Genomic DNA, 18,435 nt, shown 5'->3' on the forward strand with positions numbered 1-18,435 from the left:
GCTCACCTACTTTATTGTTACACTGCCGAGTTTACTACCGAGACTGAACCGAGGGACTTGTTTATCATCATTTATTACATTGATTTCTAAGGGATAGTCTGTTTTATTATCAACGTCGAGTGTTAAGCTTACCTTATCCTGCTCACTCTTACGCGCTTTTGAAATCACATCAAAACGTATTTTTCCGCTATCTATAACTAATTTAGCATTTTTTGTTTGCGTAGACCCACCTAGTGTATATGAGTAAGTCATATTATCTTGATTACCACTGATGGATAACTTCCCCCTGACACTACTATTGCTATCGCTATAAAGTTCCGTACCATTCTTAGTGTAATCCCCCATGATTATCTTGGGCGCACTATCATCATTCGTATTAAGCAAAAGGTAAAAATTAGGATTATACGTCTTGACTGGGGCGGGCCCTTGGGCTGAGGAGACATCCGTCAAAGCTGGAACGTTGTCTTCAAATCCTAGATAAGCCTGAAACGGACTGATTTTACCATTCACAGGCGGAGTTTCTAAAGAATACGTACTCTTATCATCAGTGGTTACATACCCTACATATTGAACTTTGAGCTGCCCTTTTAATAAGTCCCCTGTCCCTCTGGTCATACTAACTTCTTTAACAATGATTTTTCGTTCACTCTTTTCTAGGTCACTGAGGAAATTATATAAAGCACCATAACTCCCCGAGAAGGCAATATCCACTTCTTCCACAATGACCATGTCATTTGCCAGCTGGGGTTTAGCAGTGGTCTTATTCGCCTCTGCACTAGTTGGCGAAGTTCCTTCACCATTCTTAGCATCGCTGGTTACACTTGTGGTTGTGACTGCTTTACCTCCATCCTGGTGATCCGAGGTAACTTTCCCGGCTTCGTAATCCTTTTTGCTCACATAAGATATTGTACTCAGTGCTATTCCGTTAATATCCAATTCTCTGTCTTTGGCTAATTTGTTAAGGATCAAGACAATTTCCTCTTGAGGAATCTCGTGAGGTATAACCTTTGTTAAGGTACTATACTTGTAATCCAACAACTTAAGGTTCTCCTGATATTGATCTTTTTGGGCCAGATCCTTTTCGAAGTTAGCAGCAATTAATTCCTTCGCAGCATAGCTTGTTTTTAGTTTACTAAACTCCTGCCACTTAGGATCTAGAACCAAATTATACAAACCATATCCTTCAAGTCCTAAGATCAATACGGATAAGAGTATAAAATCCTTTTTCGAAAGACTTAGTGAGGATGATTTGGGACGCTTGTTTTTAACTTTTTGCAAGAGTCTCGGCATCTTTTTGCTCTTTTGGGACTTAAAAGTTAAGCCGAGATTCCTTAGTTTAGACAAATCAATCTTAAGCTTCATAGTTTTTCCTCACTTTTTCAAAGTTAAAAGAACTGAAAAATTATACTCTGGTTCCACTCTAGTTTCCGTATTCTTACTGGTAGTATCACTTACATTGCTTAGATAGACATCACTAAACAAGCCATTGCCCTTCAGTTCGTGAACAAAATACGCGATACTGTCCATATCCTTTGCTTTACCAATTATATTGAATTCTCCAGTTTGACTTACAGAGTAATTGACAATAAAAACGCTCTCTGGCATGACGCTGGAAATGCCCTCGAATATTCTTGTATTAATTGTAGATTGAGAAGCTACTAAATCTACCATTCCAGAAAGTTTATTGATCTTTTCTTGTTTGGCGGAGATATTTTTCTTTAGCTCAACGACCGGGGCCGCTTCCGCTATTTTCTGTTCAATTGCTAACTCCTTCTTTTCCAAACGAGTATGAAGAAAGGTTAGAATCCCATATCCGAACAGCCCTAATACTAAAACAGCTATAACAGCTATTCCGAATTTTTGACTCATTCCGGAGTTTTGACGTTCCCTCTTCTGTTGCTGAGTCTTTAAAATCAGATTAATATCCTTCAAGACACTAGTCCTCCCTCAAAGCCGCGCCAATCGCCGGCATCAATATAAAAAATTTATCTGAGACTTCAAGGGGAATACTATCAGATTGGGCAATAGTGACAGGCGTCCTGAACATACCACTGAAGTAGGTCTCCAGACCAGGAAAATCACTGCCTCCGCCGGTAAGACAAATCTCTTTAATCCCATCCGGAAGCTTACTATACCTTATATAATCCAGGGTTTGTCTCATCTGTTCCTCCACCGAGGAATATCCTAAACGAAGACAGGAATCTAACTCATCCTGGCTTATTGACAAATTCTTATACCCTGACTGCCTAGCCGCTTCTGCTTCCTCCATGGTAATCTCGAAACGGTTGACAATCAAACTATCAACAAAGGATCCTCCGCCTGAAACACTGCGACTTAGAATTAACTTCCCATCCACTAAAACATTAACTTGTGACATGGCATAACTGAGATCCACAATTAAAACCGAATCCCCCTGCATCGGGGGATGAACAAAGTGATTATAGGTTTTAGCCAAAGTATTGGCATTAACATCAACATATTTTAGGTTAAGGCCGGAATCGGCAAACATCTCAATATAGCTATCTACAATATGTTTCGGGCAGGATGTACTGATACCATTGAGACGATCATTTGTTTTGCTATATATCTTGAAAGCTGTAGAGTGGGTTTGGATCATATCCGGAAAACTCTGGGATAATTCAAATTGAACAGCAGGTTCGATTTCTTCATCTTCAAGAGCAGGCAAATTAAGCTCTCGAAGCATAATGCCGGAAGAATGAATTGTCACAGCAACTTTTTTCGCCGTTAATTTAAACTCGCTGATTGCATTCTTGAGCATATCCAGAACGGCTTCCCTATCCCGAATCAGACCGTCGGACACACTCCCCGGTGGGGTAGGAACAATTGCCCAGGCTTTGATTTCCGGCTTGGTTCCTTGCTTCAGTAATGCAAATTTCGTCAAACGCGTTCCGATATCTATACCTAGAACTTTGTTATCCCCGAACATGATGTTCCTCCCGGCCTCAATTTGTGATTTTATATCATGGAACAGACGTTAGCCCTGGTCCTTAGTTTTCTATGGGTAAGTTTTGTTGTGGAGATCTTAGAGTAAGATCTTCATTTAAGTGGATTGTTCCATCCTTAGAGGTGACTTCAATATGTAGTGTGGTTGGCATGTTTGAAACACTATCTAACTTTTTTATTATGAAGTCACTCACATCTGCTATGTCGGAGACTGAGGTTGATGTGCTGGTAACAATATGCTCTTTTAATTTATTAGTCGTTGTATCAAAACAAATCCAATAGGATCTACTCGAATTAGTGGAATCAACAATAGTTAAGGCCCTATACATTTCGCTATCTATACTTACATTTTTTATACTAATATTATTTTTAACATCATTTTGTCTAATTCTCATAGTTATGTATGACATAGCTAGTCTTGAATTACTTTGCTCTTCCATGATTGCATTAGCATCTCTGTAGAGTTTACCACCCGTATTCATCATTGTTAGAAGGGTTGTACCCAAGATGCCCATTATCGCCATAACTACAATTAATTCTACGAGTGTATAGCCCTTTGAGCTCTTTTTTTTCATGTTAGATTCCTCATGCATCACTTAACGTGGAGTGAACTAATTTCGCACTTTCCATCTCCATCGGGGTCTCTAAATGTTTGTGGGGAAGTATTGGGGTACTTTTCTACATTTAGGGAAACACCAGTTTGGCTATACAGGTCGTCCTTTAGAGATGACAAGTTGACGGGTAATGTATATTCAGGGTATTTCCCCGTTAGGGCATAGTACTGTTTTAAAGCTTTATTGACTACATATTCATGCCTCGATCGCTCAGTCTCTCTGGACCTATTCACCGCCTCAGGGAGGCTAGGATATCCAGCACTGACTATGATTCCGATAATCACAAGCACTATCATCATTTCGATTAAAGTGAAACCTCTATTCCTTGACAAACTGATAACCCCTTTAGATAAGAATCATAATAACTGTTCGTTATTATGATTCTTAATTGATAATTAGTAGGGTACAGGTGTTATGGTTTCGTTGAAGTCAACTTTCCATCGATCGTGCATGCGATTGACCAACTATTAGTGTGCACAAAGGTAAAACTTCCATCCGGCGTATCAGGACACGAAATAGTTCCTGAAAAGGTCGAACTTGAGCCATTCAGAGTTACTGTTGATTTACCGTCTATATCTTTCCAAGTTCCATTGGTACTATAGTCCATATCGTAAAGTGACTTAAGAACTCTGGCTTCTGACATTGCCGCTTGCTCCCTTGCATCATCAGTAAACCCAAAATACCTAGGCAACATGACACCAGCCAGGATGCCAATAATAGCTATTACGACAATTAATTCCACAAGAGTAAAACCCTTTTGCTTTTGTTTAAGCTTGTCCATCCGTTGTCTTAATTCCATCCCTTTTCTACCCCCTTAATTAATGTACAGTCTGCATAATGCTGACCATTGGCAACATCATTGCCATAACCACTGTCCCTACGACCACTGCCATGATCACGATCATGGCAGGTTCAAGCATGGCCGTCAGTTTCTCGATGGCTTCCTCCACCTCCTCATCGAAGAATCCAGCTGTTCTAGTTAACATTTCGTCCAATTGTCCGGTGGCTTCTCCTACCTCAATCATATGAATTAGCATAGGGGGAAACACTCCCATCTTCTTAATGGAGCCTGATATCCCCTTGCCCTCCATAACTTCATCCCGGCATTCGGTAAACTTGTGAGCTACCAATCGATTACCCAACAAATCATTCATAATCTCAAATGAGCGGATAATCGGTATGCCGCTTTTAAGTAAAATCCCCATACTTCTCGCGAATCGAGCAGTGATTACTTTTACAACGGTTGTTTTAATAACCGGGGCTCTTAGCTTTAAAGAATCCCACCAAAACCTAAATTCATCATTCTTGGAAAGAACTCTTAGCCCTATTCCTCCAAGTGCCACAATAGCAAAAATCAGAACCATATTCTTAACCATAAAATCGCTCATCCCCATGAGAATTTTGGTCAAGGCAGGCAATTCCCCGCCCATAGACTGCAGGATATTGGCAAAGGTCGGCAGAACTTTCACCATCAGTAAGGTGACCACGCCAATCATCAGAATCAGGAGAATCATGGGATAAGTCATGGCGCTTTTGATTTTACGGCGAAGCTTGTTCTCTTTTTCATAATACTCGGCCAAGCTAATCATAATGGAGTCTAAGGTACCACTGGCTTCACCCACTTCAACCATATTTATCATAAAATCCGGGAAAACCTTGGGATGAGCCAGCAGCGTGCTGGAAAACAGGTTCCCTCTTTGGAGTTGGTCATGGACATCTTCCAAGGTATCTCTAAACTTTTTCTTTTCTACCTGATCTCGCAATATCGCTATAGCCTCGACGATGGGAATCCCAGCATTTAGAATAACCGAGAATTGTCGACAGAAAAGGGAAATATCCTTCATATCAACTCGTTTGAGCAATTCGCCAAAGCTGTATTCTTTTCCTTTAATCTGAGCATCTATCAGAAAAAATCCTTGGTCAGACAACATGGCCTTAAGAACCTCTATGGACGCAAATTCTTGAGTACCCGTGAGTTCTTCTCCATTTAACTTTTTGGCCCTAAAGGTATAAATAGGCATCTCTCTTTTTCTACCTCATTTCGAGATTCAGAAGTGTTTATTGTTATAGGCTAATCTCTGGCGTAGACTGTACGAACCATTTCATTAATACTGGTAACTCCATTGATAACAAGTCTCTTACAGTTCTCATAAAGGGGCACCATCCCGTTCTTGACGGCAAGTGTTCTCAATTCATCGGCATTGGCACCTTTTTCAATAATACTGCGCATTTTATTATCTAAGTATAAGACCTCATGAATGGCAATACGGCCTTTATAGCCGGTATTATTACAAGCGGGGCAACCTGTTGGTTTATATAATTTCACAACGTTCAGATCCCGCAGGATTTTTTTCTCCCGATCATCTGCCAGATAACCTCTTTTGCAGGAGGGGCAGAGTTTGCGCAGGAGTCTTTGGCTTATGATCCCAATAGTGGACTCCCCAACTAGATAAGGAGCAATCCCCATATCTACTAAGCGGGTCAAGGAGGTCGGAGCATCATTGGTATGGAGGGTGGAAAATACCAAGTGACCGGTTATAGCAGCCCGGACTGCGATATGAGCCGTTTCTTCATCCCGCATTTCCCCGATCATGATAATATCCGGATCTTGTCTGAGAATGCTTCTCAAGCTGGAAGCAAAGGTTAATCCTGCTTTTGAATTAACTTGAACTTGGTTAATACCCAACAAGGTGTATTCCACAGGATCTTCAACAGTTACAATATTTTTATCGACAGTGTTAAACTCTTTTAGAATTGTATAAAGGGTCGTAGATTTCCCACTTCCCGTAGGACCGGTTAAGAGGACGATTCCATAGGGCATGCTTAGAATCCGGTTAAGAATAGCATTATCATGATTAGTAAAGCCAATCATACTTCTGTTTAGATCAAAGTTTTTTCCATCAAGAATCCGAATTACTATTTTCTCACCGAATACAGTAGGCAATGAGGAAACCCGGAAATCATAGCTCCTCCCCCCGACCTCCATTTCGTTCCTTCCGTCTTGAGGGATTCTATTTTCAGCAATGTTCATCCCCGCCATGATTTTGATGCGGGTGCACACTGATGAGTACAAGCTCTTAGGGATCGCCATACTGGCCACCAAGACTCCATCAATTCGATAACGAACCTTTACTTCCTTTTCAAAGGGTTCTATATGTATGTCACTTGCCCCAGAAGTAATGGCCTGATTAAGAATTGAATTGGTAAGCCTTACTGCCGGCGCGCTCTGAACTTCATCAATGATAGCTTGATCGTACTTGCCGTCAAGTTCAACTTTATATTCCTTTTTCAAGTCTTCTAAGGCCTTATCAGTTGATTGTTTGCTGAAATAAAGCTCGATGGCCTTTTCAATAGCCTCAAATCCTGCAATGCAAGGTTGAATCGTCTTTTGAGTAATAAAGGAAATGTCGTCTATGGCGAAGATATTGAGAGGATCGCTCATGGCTACTTGCAGTTTGCCATCTTTTTCACCAAAGGGAATCAGATTATATTTTTTAGCCACTTCTTTCGGGATGCATCTAGCTACTTCCGGATCAATAAAGGCTTTGCCAATATCGAACCGTTCGAGAGAAAGCTGCACAGCGAGAGTATCCATGATTTCTTCTTCTGTTAGAATGTTACGCTCAATAAGGATTTGACCCATCCGTTTTCTGGACTTTCCTTGTTCAGCTAACACTTCTTCTAGCTGAGCCTGTGTAAGCATTCCTGCTCCCATTAAGAGTTCGCCCAGCTTTATTTTCTGTTTAGGCTTTTCCATACACTCTTACTGACACCTTTCCGTTGCAAGCTTTAATTTACCCCCCAAGGAACCCGGACGACTAATTCTCTCTTTAATGGATTCAGGCTTAATATGTAATTAAAACAATAATAGGTATATTATAGCATAAAAAATATTTAATATTAATGGAAAATATCCTTAAACGGCTAGTGTAAAATTTAACTTGTCCCCAAAATAATCTCAAAGTATGTATTTTTTGACAAAGTTCGCTAGGACTTTTGGTCTATAGTCTATGGGACTTTTGACCTATATTAATTCATAATAGTATCGCTAAAGCTATGAATAGTCAATAGTTCTGCAACTTAATGCATCTCTAAACGCTCTAATTTGTTATGGAAACAACTAATAATTATTGAAGATATTCTATATGTTAAAACTACTTAACCTTTGTAAGCAATTAAATTTAATTATTATCTGCTAAAGTAATCTTCGTACTACTAAGTCAGTTCTCACAACAAGATCGAGGCTATAATTCCATTTTTTGTAATTTAGATGTTAGTTTGATGCTCCTCTCAATCAATGGAGAAAAGAGGAATAGACTTAATCCAATCCCTCACGCTATAAAAATTCAATAGTCTGATAAATTATTGCCCAAAACCCACCAAATAGTGGTATTATGTTGATACAAGTTTAATCAGAACAGGGGGAAATACCTAAATGACCGATGAGCTAATCTATCAAGGTACTGAGGATTACATAGTTTCCAAGGATCTGAGCAATAGTGTCAATATCTCAGTCGCTTTAAAAAGACCGCTCCTGATAAAAGGAGAGCCCGGCACAGGGAAAACCGTACTCGCCGAGAGCATCGCTCGCTCCCTGGGCCTCCGCTTAATAGTTTGGAATATTAAATCCACCACTAAAGCCCAAGACGGGCTCTACGTCTATGACACAGTTCAGCGCCTCTACGACAGTCAATTTGGCGGGCAAAATGTATCCGACATCAAACAGTATATTAAGCTCGGAAAACTTGGCGAAGCCTTCCAGTCCGAGGAGCGGGTGGTACTTTTAATCGATGAGATAGACAAGGCTGACTTGGAATTCCCTAATGATCTGCTTTGGGAATTGGACGTTATGAATTTCTATATCCCTGAAACCGGAGAAACCATTGCAACCAAGCATCGTCCCATTGTGATTATAACAAGCAACGCAGAAAAGGAGCTCCCGGATGCCTTTTTACGCCGCTGTGTATTCCATTATATCGACTTTCCCGATCAAACAATGATGGAAGAGATTGTTCATGTCCATTTCCCCCAATTAGATACCATCCTCCTTGCCGAGGCCTTAAAGTCCTTTTATTGGCTGCGCAGTGTCTCAGGCTTACAGAAAAAACCCAGTACCAGCGAACTTCTCGATTGGGTGCAAGCCATAACCATCGGAGGAATTGATCCTGATAAGATTGCCAAAGAGATCCCCTTTCTCGGAGCGTTATTAAAGAAGAACCAGGATTTCGATCTAGCTTTAAGGCAGCTGCACTTGCGTGAGACAGATGGCACGTCCCGTGCCAGCAGACGTGGCTGGTAGAATGGCCTATGTTTACACACTTTTTTTATCAATTACGCCGGGAAGGGGTTCCCGTTTCTATCACAGAATGGATGACCTTAATGGAAGCCCTGGGCCAAGGCTTAGCTGAATCAAGTCTTTCTGGGTTTTACTATCTTGCTCGGGCAGTCTTAGTTAAGAGCGAAAGTCATTTTGACCAATATGACCTGGCCTTTCAAAAGTACTTTCAGGGGATAGCAACCCCTGAACAGTTATTGGATCAGGTTTCAAAATGGATGGAAAATCCTCTGCCGGCTAAAATGTTCTCTGAAGAAGAACGCAACGATATCTTGAACAAATTAGGCTTGCCCAATTGGGAAAGTCTTAAGGAAGCTTTAGAAGAACGTATGCGCAAACAAGATGGGCCTCATCACGGCGGGAATACCTGGGTAGGAACAGGGGGAAATTCCCCTTTTGGGCACTCCGGCTTTCATCCTGGGGGCATCCGCATAGGCGGGGAGTCCCATGGGCAATCTGCGGTGAAAGTGGCCTCCGAGCGAAACTACCGAGAGTATCGCAACGACAAAACCTTAGGCGTACGCCAATTTGAAGTGGCTTTACGTAAATTACGCCAGTTTAGTACACGTATTGATGGAGCAAAAGATCAGCTCGATCTAGAGGATACCATTGATGAAACCTGTAAGAATGCCGGTCAACTAAAGCTTGTTTGGACAAGACCCCGCAAAAACGCGGTAAAACTAATTGTCTTAATGGATGCGGGGGGCTCTATGGCCCCTTATGCTCACATATGCAGCCAATTGTTTTCAGCAGTGCATAGATCCTCTCATTTTAAAGATTTAAAGTTTTATTACTTCCACAATTGTTTTTATGATTTGCTCCACCTGGACCCCAGCTGCAGCCCCAGAAGAGCCGTCAAAACTTATGATGTTATGCATTCCCTGGGTTCTGATTACAAGGTTATTATTATCGGGGATGCGGCTATGGCCCCCAGTGAACTGACGATGATTGACGGCAATATTTTTTGGGATGTTAGCAACGAAGAACCGGGATTTACCTGGCTGCAGCGCTTGGCTAAAAATTTCCCTTATAATGTTTGGCTTAACCCCATACCGGAAAAATTTTGGGATCGGGTTCACGGCTCTCACACCATAAAAATGGTCCGCAGCGTCTTTCCCATGTATGAGTTAACCTTAGAAGGACTTGATCAAGCCATCAAAAAATTAATGGTTCGGAAGTAGAAAGGGACGGTTTAGATAAACGCTAAACCGTCCCTTTCTACTTCACACAAATTCAATCTCTAAGGGCATTTCTTTCACAACTTCTTTTAACTCAGGCCAACAATGCCTGGTAGTTTGAATCATGACTTCCCCTAATGCCTTATTCGTTGTAGTTACAACGCCCAAATGACCTAAGCCCTCCACAAGCTTACAAAGCAATTGGATTTGGGAACGATCTATGCGCGCTTTTATGATCAGGTCAAGATCCGAAAGTTGGACTCCTTGGGGTTCGGAAAAATTCATTAACTTATCTCCTGTTTCCATAATTTTTCTCTTTAGAATCTAGATAAACTCTATCTCAAAGGGCATTTGTTCTATGGCCTTCTTTAAATCCGGCCAACACTGCTTGGTTGTTTGAATCATGACTTCCCCTAATGCTCGATCAGTTGTTGTAACAATTCCCAGATGTCCGAGGCCTTCGACAAGTTTATCTAACATCTGCATTTCCACCCTTTCTAAACGGGCCTTTACAACAACATCCAGATCCAAAAAAGGAGGACTTGAGGGCTCAATATCATTAAAATTCATTGCTGTCTCCTCCTTTAATTTTCAATTACTTATTCTATGACTACTTTTTCTCGCTTTTTGCTCGTCGTAAAATACTATAAGGCAAGATTTTCCTTGGTACAGACATCTTTATCTTTTGCTGAGCATGACGAGCCACCTCCATCGGTACCCCTTCAATATCCCACATCTCTTTAACTTCGAAAGACCAACATTCTCTCTGGGGAGTTAAGACTTCTAAGACTTCACCGACCTTAAAATTATTTCTTTGCTCAACCCATGAGAGGTTCTCATCCAATATCTTAAGGGTTTGGTTTTCCATTTTCTCTTCAACTAAGTGGACTCCTACGAAATCATAATCTCGAACATAATGAGAAGAAATCAGATTATGCGAACTGGCACCCGGCTTTCCAAAGAGGAAGCCTGGCGAATAGTCTCTGTGGCTAACTTTATCCATTTCCTCCAACCATTGTGGAAGCTTTTCCTGAAAGGCCTCTTCCCCTTGCTCCCATAAAGTATCGATAGCCTCCCGATAAACCTTGACTGTACTGGCTACATACTGAACACTTTTCATTCGTCCTTCAATTTTGTAGCTGTCAATATCAATTGGCTTTAACAAAGGAAGATGGGGTAAAAGGCATAAATCGTGGGAATTAAACACATAGGTTCCCCGTTCGTCCTCTTCAATGGGAAAAGCAATCCCCGGCCGCTTTTCCTCGACAAGTGCATAGCCCCAACGGCAGGGCTGTGTACATTCTCCGCGATTGGCATCTCTGCCTGTTAAGTAGTTGCTTAGTAGGCATCGCCCGGAATAAGACATACACATTGCGCCATGGATAAAGATTTCTAAGCCACCATCCACTTTAGGGCGTAGATCATTCATCTCCTGAAGAGTTAATTCCCGGGCCAAAACCACTCTCTCTATCCCTTGCTTCATCCAGAAGCGGACGGAATACGAGTTTGTGTTATTAGCCTGGGTACTTAAATGTAGAGGCAGACGAGGAGCCACTTCCTTAGCCATCATGATAACTCCCGGATCGGAAACAATGGCACCGTCTACCTTCAATTCCTCTAAGTGTTTGAGGTAGGTCGGAAGCTCTGCAAAATCCGGCTCATGGGCAAAAATATTAACTGTTACATACAGCTTTTTCCCCAGATCATGAGTCCAGTTAACCGCTTGCTCCATTTCCGCCCAATCAAAATTTCCAGCGTAAGCTCGCAGACCAAAGGCCTGCCCCCCCATATATACTGCGTCCGCTCCATAGGCTAGCGCATATTTTAACTTTTCCATATCTCCTGCAGGAGCCAATAGTTCCGGTTTTTTCATCTATATTCCCCTAACTAACTTTAAGCTTTAATCGTTTTGCTATTCCGCTATAGTTTAACATAAATGGATAGTACCTTATTCAACCTGTTCGAAGTAATAAGATCAAACAGAAAAAATCTTTTACATAACACCCCTTGACGAAGTGCCTTCTGACATATTACAATACAGAAAATTAACATGCAAGACAATGAAGAGAATTAGTAAGTTTTTGAGGACTGTTTTAGCGAGTCAGAGCAGGTGGGAGTCTGATACATGTCCCGTAGACTGAATGGATCTCGGAGTCGTAATCCGAACACGCTTTGCGTAAGTAGGTGATACCGGGGGTTTCCCGTTACAGAGACACGGATATCGAGAGGCTTACTCTCCGCATCTGCTTACTTGTTGCCGAGAACCTACTCCGTATCTAAGATTCCTATATGGGGTAATATACATTTGTATGTCCCATACAAAAAGGTGGCATAATGGAAATTAACTTTCTGTCCTTTGAAGGACGGAAAGTTTTTTAGTTTTAAAAGAAGATGGAGGAATCAAACCATGGAAAAAGGATATTTCGGAGAATTTGGCGGTAGTTTTGTTCCCCCCCAATTAGAAAATGCCTTAGCTCAATTAGACGATGCTTTCGAAACCTATAAAGATGATCCGGAGTTTAATCAGGAGCTTGATTACTATTTACGGCAGTATGTAGGCCGCCCCAACCCTCTCTACTATGCCAAAAAGCTTACTCAACAATTAGGTGGTGCTAAAGTATACCTTAAACGTGAAGACCTTAACCATACCGGGGCCCACAAGATTAATAATGTTCTTGGTCAAGCATTGCTGGCGAAACGTATGGGAGCTAAAAGGGTCATTGCTGAAACCGGTGCCGGACAACACGGCGTAGCTACAGCAACTGCATGCGCTCTCTTTGACATGGAATGCATTATATATATGGGAGAAGAAGATACAAAGCGTCAATCCCTCAATGTCTTCCGCATGGAACTCCTAGGGGCCAAAGTTGTCCCGGTCACATCAGGAACACGTACCTTGAAAGATGCTGTGGATGCCGCCTTAGAGGACTTTGCCGTAAATTATGAGAACACCTTTTACATGCTGGGTTCGGCAGTAGGCCCCCATCCTTTTCCTTCACTCGTCAAACACTTCCAAGCAGTTATTTCCCGGGAAGCACGTCAGCAAATACTCGAGGCCGAAGGAAAACTTCCCGACGTAGTGATGGCCTGTGTCGGCGGCGGCAGCAACGCCATCGGTATGTTCGCCAATTTCTTAGAGGACTCCTCTGTTAAACTCATAGGAGTTGAGCCGGCGGGTTTGGGTCTGGAAACCGGTAAACACGCTGCTCCTCTGTCCGCAGGAGCTCCCGGAATTGTTCACGGCTTTAAATGCTACGTTATGGCAGACGAAAACGGAGAACCTCTGCCCACCCACTCCATATCCGCCGGCCTGGACTATCCCGGCGTTGGCCCAGAGCATAGTTATCTAAAGGACAGTGGCCGTGCAGAGTATGTAAGCATCACTGACACCGAGTCCCTGGAAGCCTTCCATCGACTTTCCCGAACAGAAGGTATCATACCTGCCCTAGAAAGCGCTCATGCTGTAGCCTACGCTCTTAAACTTGCTCCAACCATGAACCCTAACCAAATTATCATCGTCAATATCTCCGGTCGCGGTGACAAAGACGTAGAACAAATCTATCAACTAACTCATAAATAGCTTACTGATACAACTCAACATTCTTCAGATGCTCAGCATAGGTTTTCGCAAACACATGGTAGCCATCCTTTTTGGCGACATAGTAGCGAAAATCTGTCTGAGCCGGATTCAACACAGCTTGCAACGAGGCATGCCCCGGGCTGGCGATGGGTCCAGGCGGGAAACCGGCATGCAGATAAGTATTATAGGGTGAAGGAATCTGTAAATCTTGGTAGGAGAGTTTAGGCTTGGGGGTACCCAGCAAAAACTGAATGGTAGCATCTATCTGAAGAGGCTGGTTAATCTTTAAGCGGTTAAACAAAACTGAAGCAATTAAGGCACGATCCGATTCTCTTACAGCTTCCTTTTCAATTAGAGAACCCAGGATAACCCATTGAGCAACAGTGAGCTTCATTGAAACAAGCTGCTTCTGAACCTCTGGAGTTAGTTCTTTGGCAAATTGCCGCAGGAGCAAATCAATAGCTGCATGAGGAGAAGTTTCAACTGGGATGTCATAGGTATTTGGAAATAGATATCCTTCTAAGCGGTGGATCCCTTGAGGCGCATCCTTTAGAAATTCATACGGAAACGAATCTTCCGTAACAACTTTAGTTAACTCCCCTTTACTCCCTATTCCTTTTTGCACCAAAAGCTCAATAATCTGTTCAGTAGTATACCCTTCAGGAATTGTCACCATATTGGTATCCAAAGAAGTAGAACCACTAATTAAGTGCTCTATCATTTCCTTAGGAGACATTGTGGGGGCTATCTGATAATCCCCTACATATAGTTTAAAATCATCTCGACGTTCACGGGCCAAAAGTTGGAACATCCCCGCGCTGCGGATGAGCTGACGCTCTTGTAATTCCCTAGCCAGTTGCGCCGCAGTTGTTCCCGGAGATATGGTAATTTTAATACTGTTTCCCGAGGTGGAGTAAGGCTTTGTTGCCCAACTCCACCAAGATAATACTCCAAAGCCCCCGACCACGGAAAGAAGAATAATCCACGTAAATACTCCCATGGTCTTCTTTTTTCTGGCCATTTCTCACTCTCTCTTTCTCTATTCGAACCCTTATGTTCCAACGCGGAAAATGCGATTTGTCGGAGCATATGAATCCCGGCCAAGAAATTTCTTGGTTTCACTGCCACTCTCATCTCGGATAACCTGCCAAGTATTTACTACAATCCCTTTAACACCACCCTGGTCTCGAACGACTCGACCTTTGGGAAGCTTAGGATCGAGCCGCCTTTTTGTTGTATAAGGGATTTCTCTCTCTACTTGCCGTTCAATTCGAACAGTATTACCAGTCTTCTTACCCCAAATCCTAACTGTTAAGACTCCAGATTTTACTTCAGTTCGTAGATATGCTAAACTCTGGGAGTTATTTTTAAATTTGAAATCAATATTGGGATAATTAACGGTTGCATCTTGTCCGGGAGGCACATAACCTACAACAACAGCATGAGGCATACGTTCAACAATTTCTAAATTACTTAGTAATACTGCATTGTATAGTGTGGAAGACACTTGGCAAATACCCCCGCCAGTCCCTTTGACGTATTCTCCATTTATAAATACATAAGCTTCCTTATACCCGGTTCCTGGTTCTCGGGGACCTACAACCTGGTTAAAGGAAAGAGTCTCACCGGGCTGAAGCAATTTGCCATCCAAGGCTTTAGCAGCCGCAGTCAAGTTTGCCGAACGGTTCTTCTCCTTTACTAGAAAATTTGTTGAAAATTCACCAATGATAGAATCAAAAGCCAAATCTTTAATAGACTCTGTTGTGACCGCTGGAGCTACTTCAGACATGGGAATTTCAATCCGTGTTGGAACTTCACTGAGTGATAGGTTTTCAATCTTACTTATTAAGTGTTCAACATCAGCCCTTCGACCAGGTTCTGATGGCTGTATAACTACCTTATCCTTCTCAATCTTATAGGCAGCATCTTTGGCCGGCGTATTAAATTTCGTAAGCTTTTCTTGAAGTTTCTGACTGGCAACCTCGGAATTAACTTTAAAGACGCTGGGCTGAATAGTTCCTGGGTTAGTCTGGGTTTGATCAATAGTCTTTTCAGTATCAACTTCAAACCCTATGTCAGTTAAAGTCAAAGGAATCTCTGTATTATTGTACAACAGTACACGGGTTTCTTCCAGCTTGTCCTTTGCCCAATTCTCAATCTTAGTAGATGCCTCGACTAAGGGAGTCCCACTCAAATCTAAATCGTCAATTTTACTCCCCTCTGGCATAACCGAATTTAGTGTTTTAGCTTTAGCCTCTTGTTTATCTTGAGAAATTTGTTTATCAGGTACCGGAGACGGAGAATAATCAGGTGTGTGATCTAATGAATTACAACCACTGAGCAATGAAGTAAAAAGAATGCTTAAAATGAACAGATAACTTAATCTCCTATTTCTAAAACACTTTATTTTCTTCACCCCCTCTTTTTTAATTAGTCTTTCCTTTGAGTTTTTTGTTTATCTAAGAATCTCGTAGAACTAACAGCTTTTGACTTGTGAAAGTATTGGAAACAGAGTTTTATTAATCCTTTGCTGATTGTTTAAGGAAGAGACAATTAAATACTGCTGAGTTTTCTTATCAAGAAAAAAACAAAGAACTCGCTGAGCTATACTCAACGAGTTCTTTGTTTCCGATCATTTAAAATTAATAAATAAGCGCAAAATTAGTCTTCTTCTGATTCTACTAGGTTTTCCCAGGCGTCAGCTACTTTTTCCCACTCTTCGTCGTCTTCGATGTCAAGCAGCATTTCTCCACCTTCAGCATCTTTACCAAGTTTAAGGATAATTGCCTCATCTTCCTCGGATTCATCCTCTGAAATAGGCATTAAAACAAAGTATGTAGAGCCGTCTAGTTCCAATGTGTCTAGATGAAGAAACTCATGGTCTTTTCCTTCATCGTCTGTGAGAATGACAGTGTCAAACTCTTCAGCATCATGCTCATGGTCTTGTGGATGGTCAGTCATATGATTCACCTCTTAATTAAAGAATATGGTCATTGTACTATTGTAGGTAATGATTGTCAAATATCGAGCCTAAGTTTTCTTCATTTGCCGACTGTCCAGGTACCCTTGAAGAATAAACACCGCTGCCATTTTGTCTATCACGTTCTTACGTTTGGAGCGAGACATATCGGCTTCCAACAGAGTCCTCTGGGCAGCAACTGTACTTAAACGTTCATCCCATAACTTGACTTCAAGTCCAAACTTCGCCCGTAGAACCTCTGCAAACTCCTCGGTCAAAGTACATCGAGGCCCTATAGTTCCATTCATGTTCTTTGGATAACCAAGGACAATCTCCATAACCTCATATTCCCGAATCAGTTCTTCTAACTCATCAAGTTCCTTCTTGGATCGCCTAATCGTTTTAATCCCTTGGGCCGTCCAAAATAATGCGTCACTAATGGCCACACCGATTGTCTTAGACCCAAAATCCAATCCCATAATCCGCACAGGATTCCCTCCTAAATTAATCTAAACAATTTTTAGGCAAAAATGCGGACACGCCCTCCCGCAATACCCACACAGTACACATGCTTCAGGGTTAACCACCGCAGTCTCTTCTATGCTCAAAGCGCCTTGCGGGCATGCCTCTACGCACAATCCACAGCTTTGACACCAATCGGCAATAAAGAGTTTTCGCTCTCTATGTCTAACCATATTTTGCAAACTTTCAGGGACTTCTTTCCCTTCTATCAAAAGCAAATTATAGTCTACTTCTGCCTGACTGGACATTCCTAAGGCAATTCCCTGAACACCCGCAATACTTTTTATAAAGTCGATGGCTTTTTTAGGATCCCTCGTTAAATGCCCGCCGCCAAAAATCTTCATTGCATATATCCCAATGCCCAAATCTGAGGCAAAGGCAATGGCGTCCAACATTTCACTCAACGTCCCATCAATAATTCCCAGCCCCTGATAATTTAAGATTGGGTGAATTACATCCAGACCGGGCAATAAGGTGCCAGCCCGAACCCCCTCTACAGCGTGAGTGGAAATGCCGATCCAGCGTACAATTCCTTTTTCCTTCGCACGGCGGAGTTCTTCCCAAGCCCCCGAGTGCCCTTTTAAGGTTAAAGCACTTTCCTGTTCATGAAGCAAAAAAAAATCGAGAGTATCCCTATTGAGAGCAGTTCGTGCCTTCTCTAAACTTAATTTCATTTCCTCAGCCGTAACAGAGTAGGATTTACTGACAATCCGCACATCAGGCTGATTCTTAATAGCTTCAGCTATTTGTTCATAGTTATCATATATTTCGGCAGTGTCAATCCAATTAATCCCTTGTTCAAAGGCATACCGCAGAACTGAAACTCCCTCCTCTGCGGTTAGACGGCCTTGTAAGGGAGAGACAGCTAAACTTCCAAAACAGACCTCTGAGACATCTGCTCCCCATAACCCTAACTTAACTTGACGCATTTATAGCCTCCTTTGGTGCGAGGCACACATCGCACTTCAATGCTTCGTAAAGTTTAAACCCTCACCACATTGAGTGAGGGTTCTAACTCCAGCACTATTTTTCTTGCAAATAGGTTCTTACCAGTTCTTCGATCAGCTCAAAGCGTTCAAGTTTACGAATCATCGATCTCGCCTGATTATGGCTGGTAATATACACAGGGTCGCCAGACATGAGATAACCAACCATTTGATTAATTGGGTCATACCCTTTCTCTTGTAACGCAGCGTACACCTTTTGTAGTATATCCCGGGCAGAAATCTCTTCTTCCACCACAGCCTTAAACATCATGGTTTCTTCCATTCGATCCATTTCCT

General features: G+C 42.1%; 20 protein-coding genes. 3 read left to right on the forward strand and 17 right to left on the reverse strand.

The genetic code is table 11. The features are described from left to right. Positions 1–6: 6 nt before the first annotated feature. The 8 genes from BLS16_RS16695 to BLS16_RS16730 form a co-directional block, all read right to left on the reverse strand. Positions 7–1,362, reverse strand: coding sequence for a hypothetical protein (locus BLS16_RS16695; protein WP_092334810.1), 1,356 nt, complete (start codon positions 1,360–1,362; stop codon positions 7–9). 9 nt (positions 1,363–1,371) lie between these two features. Beyond that, entirely contained in the window at positions 1,372–1,932 is a 561-nt protein-coding gene (locus BLS16_RS16700) for a PilN domain-containing protein (RefSeq protein WP_092334811.1), read from the reverse strand. A 4-nt stretch (positions 1,933–1,936) separates the two neighbouring features. Beyond that, positions 1,937–2,947: a pilus assembly protein PilM gene (gene pilM / locus BLS16_RS16705; protein ID WP_092334812.1), complete on the reverse strand. Its 1,011-nt coding sequence runs from the start codon at positions 2,945–2,947 to the stop codon at positions 1,937–1,939. A gap of 61 nt (positions 2,948–3,008) precedes the next feature. Next, positions 3,009–3,539, reverse strand: a complete 531-nt coding sequence (locus tag BLS16_RS16710) for a PilW family protein (protein WP_176786210.1) — start codon at positions 3,537–3,539, stop codon at positions 3,009–3,011. 17 nt (positions 3,540–3,556) lie between these two features. After that, positions 3,557–3,910 carry a type II secretion system protein gene (locus BLS16_RS16715; RefSeq protein ID WP_092334814.1) on the reverse strand — a complete coding sequence of 118 codons (354 nt, stop codon included), beginning with the start codon at positions 3,908–3,910 and terminating at the stop codon, positions 3,557–3,559. An 80-nt stretch (positions 3,911–3,990) separates the two neighbouring features. Beyond that, positions 3,991–4,377, reverse strand: a complete 387-nt coding sequence (locus BLS16_RS16720; protein ID WP_092334815.1) for a pilin — start codon at positions 4,375–4,377, stop codon at positions 3,991–3,993. A 19-nt stretch (positions 4,378–4,396) separates the two neighbouring features. After that, positions 4,397–5,599: a type II secretion system F family protein gene (locus tag BLS16_RS16725; protein WP_092334816.1), complete on the reverse strand. Its 1,203-nt coding sequence runs from the start codon at positions 5,597–5,599 to the stop codon at positions 4,397–4,399. A gap of 50 nt (positions 5,600–5,649) precedes the next feature. After that, a complete protein-coding gene (locus tag BLS16_RS16730) occupies positions 5,650–7,335 on the reverse strand; it encodes a GspE/PulE family protein (RefSeq protein WP_092334817.1) in 1,686 nt (561 codons plus the stop codon). Positions 7,336–8,013: 678 nt separating this feature from the next. On the opposite strand from BLS16_RS16730, the gene BLS16_RS16735 reads away from it, so the two are divergent. Beyond that, positions 8,014–8,877, forward strand: a complete 864-nt coding sequence (locus BLS16_RS16735; RefSeq protein WP_092334818.1) for an AAA family ATPase — start codon at positions 8,014–8,016, stop codon at positions 8,875–8,877. Positions 8,878–8,885: 8 nt separating this feature from the next. Beyond that, positions 8,886–10,094: a vWA domain-containing protein gene (locus tag BLS16_RS16740; protein ID WP_092334819.1), complete on the forward strand. Its 1,209-nt coding sequence runs from the start codon at positions 8,886–8,888 to the stop codon at positions 10,092–10,094. Positions 10,095–10,136: 42 nt separating this feature from the next. Here the strand turns inward: BLS16_RS16740 and BLS16_RS16745 are convergent, their stop codons facing one another. Genes BLS16_RS16745 through BLS16_RS16755 form a run of 3 tightly spaced genes read right to left on the reverse strand, consistent with a single transcriptional unit; the run spans position 10,137 to position 11,964 of the window. Then, positions 10,137–10,376, reverse strand: a complete 240-nt coding sequence (locus tag BLS16_RS16745; RefSeq protein ID WP_092334869.1) for a DUF4911 domain-containing protein — start codon at positions 10,374–10,376, stop codon at positions 10,137–10,139. Between the two features lie 39 nt (positions 10,377–10,415). Further along, on the reverse strand, positions 10,416–10,661 hold the full coding sequence (locus BLS16_RS16750) for a DUF4911 domain-containing protein (RefSeq protein ID WP_092334820.1): 246 nt from the start codon (positions 10,659–10,661) through the stop codon (positions 10,416–10,418). A 40-nt stretch (positions 10,662–10,701) separates the two neighbouring features. Beyond that, positions 10,702–11,964 carry a peptidase U32 family protein gene (locus BLS16_RS16755; RefSeq protein ID WP_092334821.1) on the reverse strand — a complete coding sequence of 421 codons (1,263 nt, stop codon included), beginning with the start codon at positions 11,962–11,964 and terminating at the stop codon, positions 10,702–10,704. Positions 11,965–12,498: 534 nt separating this feature from the next. Here BLS16_RS16755 and trpB point away from each other — a divergent pair. Continuing rightward, positions 12,499–13,671, forward strand: coding sequence for a tryptophan synthase subunit beta (gene trpB, locus BLS16_RS16760; protein ID WP_092334822.1), 1,173 nt, complete (start codon positions 12,499–12,501; stop codon positions 13,669–13,671). A 1-nt stretch (position 13,672) separates the two neighbouring features. Here the strand turns inward: trpB and mltG are convergent, their stop codons facing one another. The 6 genes from mltG to BLS16_RS16790 form a co-directional block, all read right to left on the reverse strand. Next, positions 13,673–14,692, reverse strand: coding sequence for an endolytic transglycosylase MltG (gene mltG, locus BLS16_RS16765; protein WP_092334823.1), 1,020 nt, complete (start codon positions 14,690–14,692; stop codon positions 13,673–13,675). A 30-nt stretch (positions 14,693–14,722) separates the two neighbouring features. After that, the gene (locus BLS16_RS16770) at positions 14,723–16,087 is read right to left on the reverse strand and encodes a VanW family protein (protein WP_092334824.1); all 1,365 of its coding nucleotides are present in this window, start codon (positions 16,085–16,087) and stop codon (positions 14,723–14,725) included. A gap of 245 nt (positions 16,088–16,332) precedes the next feature. Continuing rightward, entirely contained in the window at positions 16,333–16,632 is a 300-nt protein-coding gene (locus BLS16_RS16775; RefSeq protein WP_092334825.1) for a DUF1292 domain-containing protein, read from the reverse strand. Between the two features lie 69 nt (positions 16,633–16,701). Further along, on the reverse strand, positions 16,702–17,118 hold the full coding sequence (gene ruvX / locus BLS16_RS16780; RefSeq protein WP_092334826.1) for a Holliday junction resolvase RuvX: 417 nt from the start codon (positions 17,116–17,118) through the stop codon (positions 16,702–16,704). A 21-nt stretch (positions 17,119–17,139) separates the two neighbouring features. Next, positions 17,140–18,081: an aldo/keto reductase gene (locus tag BLS16_RS16785; protein WP_092334827.1), complete on the reverse strand. Its 942-nt coding sequence runs from the start codon at positions 18,079–18,081 to the stop codon at positions 17,140–17,142. A gap of 94 nt (positions 18,082–18,175) precedes the next feature. Then, positions 18,176–18,430, reverse strand: coding sequence for an IreB family regulatory phosphoprotein (locus BLS16_RS16790; protein ID WP_014901906.1), 255 nt, complete (start codon positions 18,428–18,430; stop codon positions 18,176–18,178). Positions 18,431–18,435 lie beyond the last annotated feature (5 nt).

The organism is Desulfosporosinus hippei DSM 8344 (assembly GCF_900100785.1).
Classification (GTDB): Bacteria; Bacillota; Desulfitobacteriia; order Desulfitobacteriales; family Desulfitobacteriaceae; genus Desulfosporosinus; species Desulfosporosinus hippei.

Coding starts and splice junctions, on each gene's coding strand:
- BLS16_RS16720 (WP_092334815.1), bottom strand. CDS start 4,377: ATGGAATTAAGACAACGGATGGACAAGCTTAAACAAAAGCAAAAGGGT.
- trpB (WP_092334822.1), top strand. CDS start 12,499: ATGGAAAAAGGATATTTCGGAGAATTTGGCGGTAGTTTTGTTCCCCCC.
- BLS16_RS16785 (WP_092334827.1), bottom strand. CDS start 18,081: ATGCGTCAAGTTAAGTTAGGGTTATGGGGAGCAGATGTCTCAGAGGTC.
- BLS16_RS16775 (WP_092334825.1), bottom strand. CDS start 16,632: ATGACTGACCATCCACAAGACCATGAGCATGATGCTGAAGAGTTTGAC.
- BLS16_RS16725 (WP_092334816.1), bottom strand. CDS start 5,599: ATGCCTATTTATACCTTTAGGGCCAAAAAGTTAAATGGAGAAGAACTC.
- BLS16_RS16730 (WP_092334817.1), bottom strand. CDS start 7,335: ATGGAAAAGCCTAAACAGAAAATAAAGCTGGGCGAACTCTTAATGGGA.
- BLS16_RS16750 (WP_092334820.1), bottom strand. CDS start 10,661: ATGAATTTTAATGATATTGAGCCCTCAAGTCCTCCTTTTTTGGATCTG.
- BLS16_RS16740 (WP_092334819.1), top strand. CDS start 8,886: ATGTTTACACACTTTTTTTATCAATTACGCCGGGAAGGGGTTCCCGTT.
- mltG (WP_092334823.1), bottom strand. CDS start 14,692: ATGGCCAGAAAAAAGAAGACCATGGGAGTATTTACGTGGATTATTCTT.
- BLS16_RS16745 (WP_092334869.1), bottom strand. CDS start 10,376: ATGAATTTTTCCGAACCCCAAGGAGTCCAACTTTCGGATCTTGACCTG.
- pilM (WP_092334812.1), bottom strand. CDS start 2,947: ATGTTCGGGGATAACAAAGTTCTAGGTATAGATATCGGAACGCGTTTG.
- BLS16_RS16710 (WP_176786210.1), bottom strand. CDS start 3,539: ATGAAAAAAAAGAGCTCAAAGGGCTATACACTCGTAGAATTAATTGTA.
- BLS16_RS16695 (WP_092334810.1), bottom strand. CDS start 1,362: ATGAAGCTTAAGATTGATTTGTCTAAACTAAGGAATCTCGGCTTAACT.
- BLS16_RS16755 (WP_092334821.1), bottom strand. CDS start 11,964: ATGAAAAAACCGGAACTATTGGCTCCTGCAGGAGATATGGAAAAGTTA.
- BLS16_RS16790 (WP_014901906.1), bottom strand. CDS start 18,430: ATGGATCGAATGGAAGAAACCATGATGTTTAAGGCTGTGGTGGAAGAA.
- BLS16_RS16735 (WP_092334818.1), top strand. CDS start 8,014: ATGACCGATGAGCTAATCTATCAAGGTACTGAGGATTACATAGTTTCC.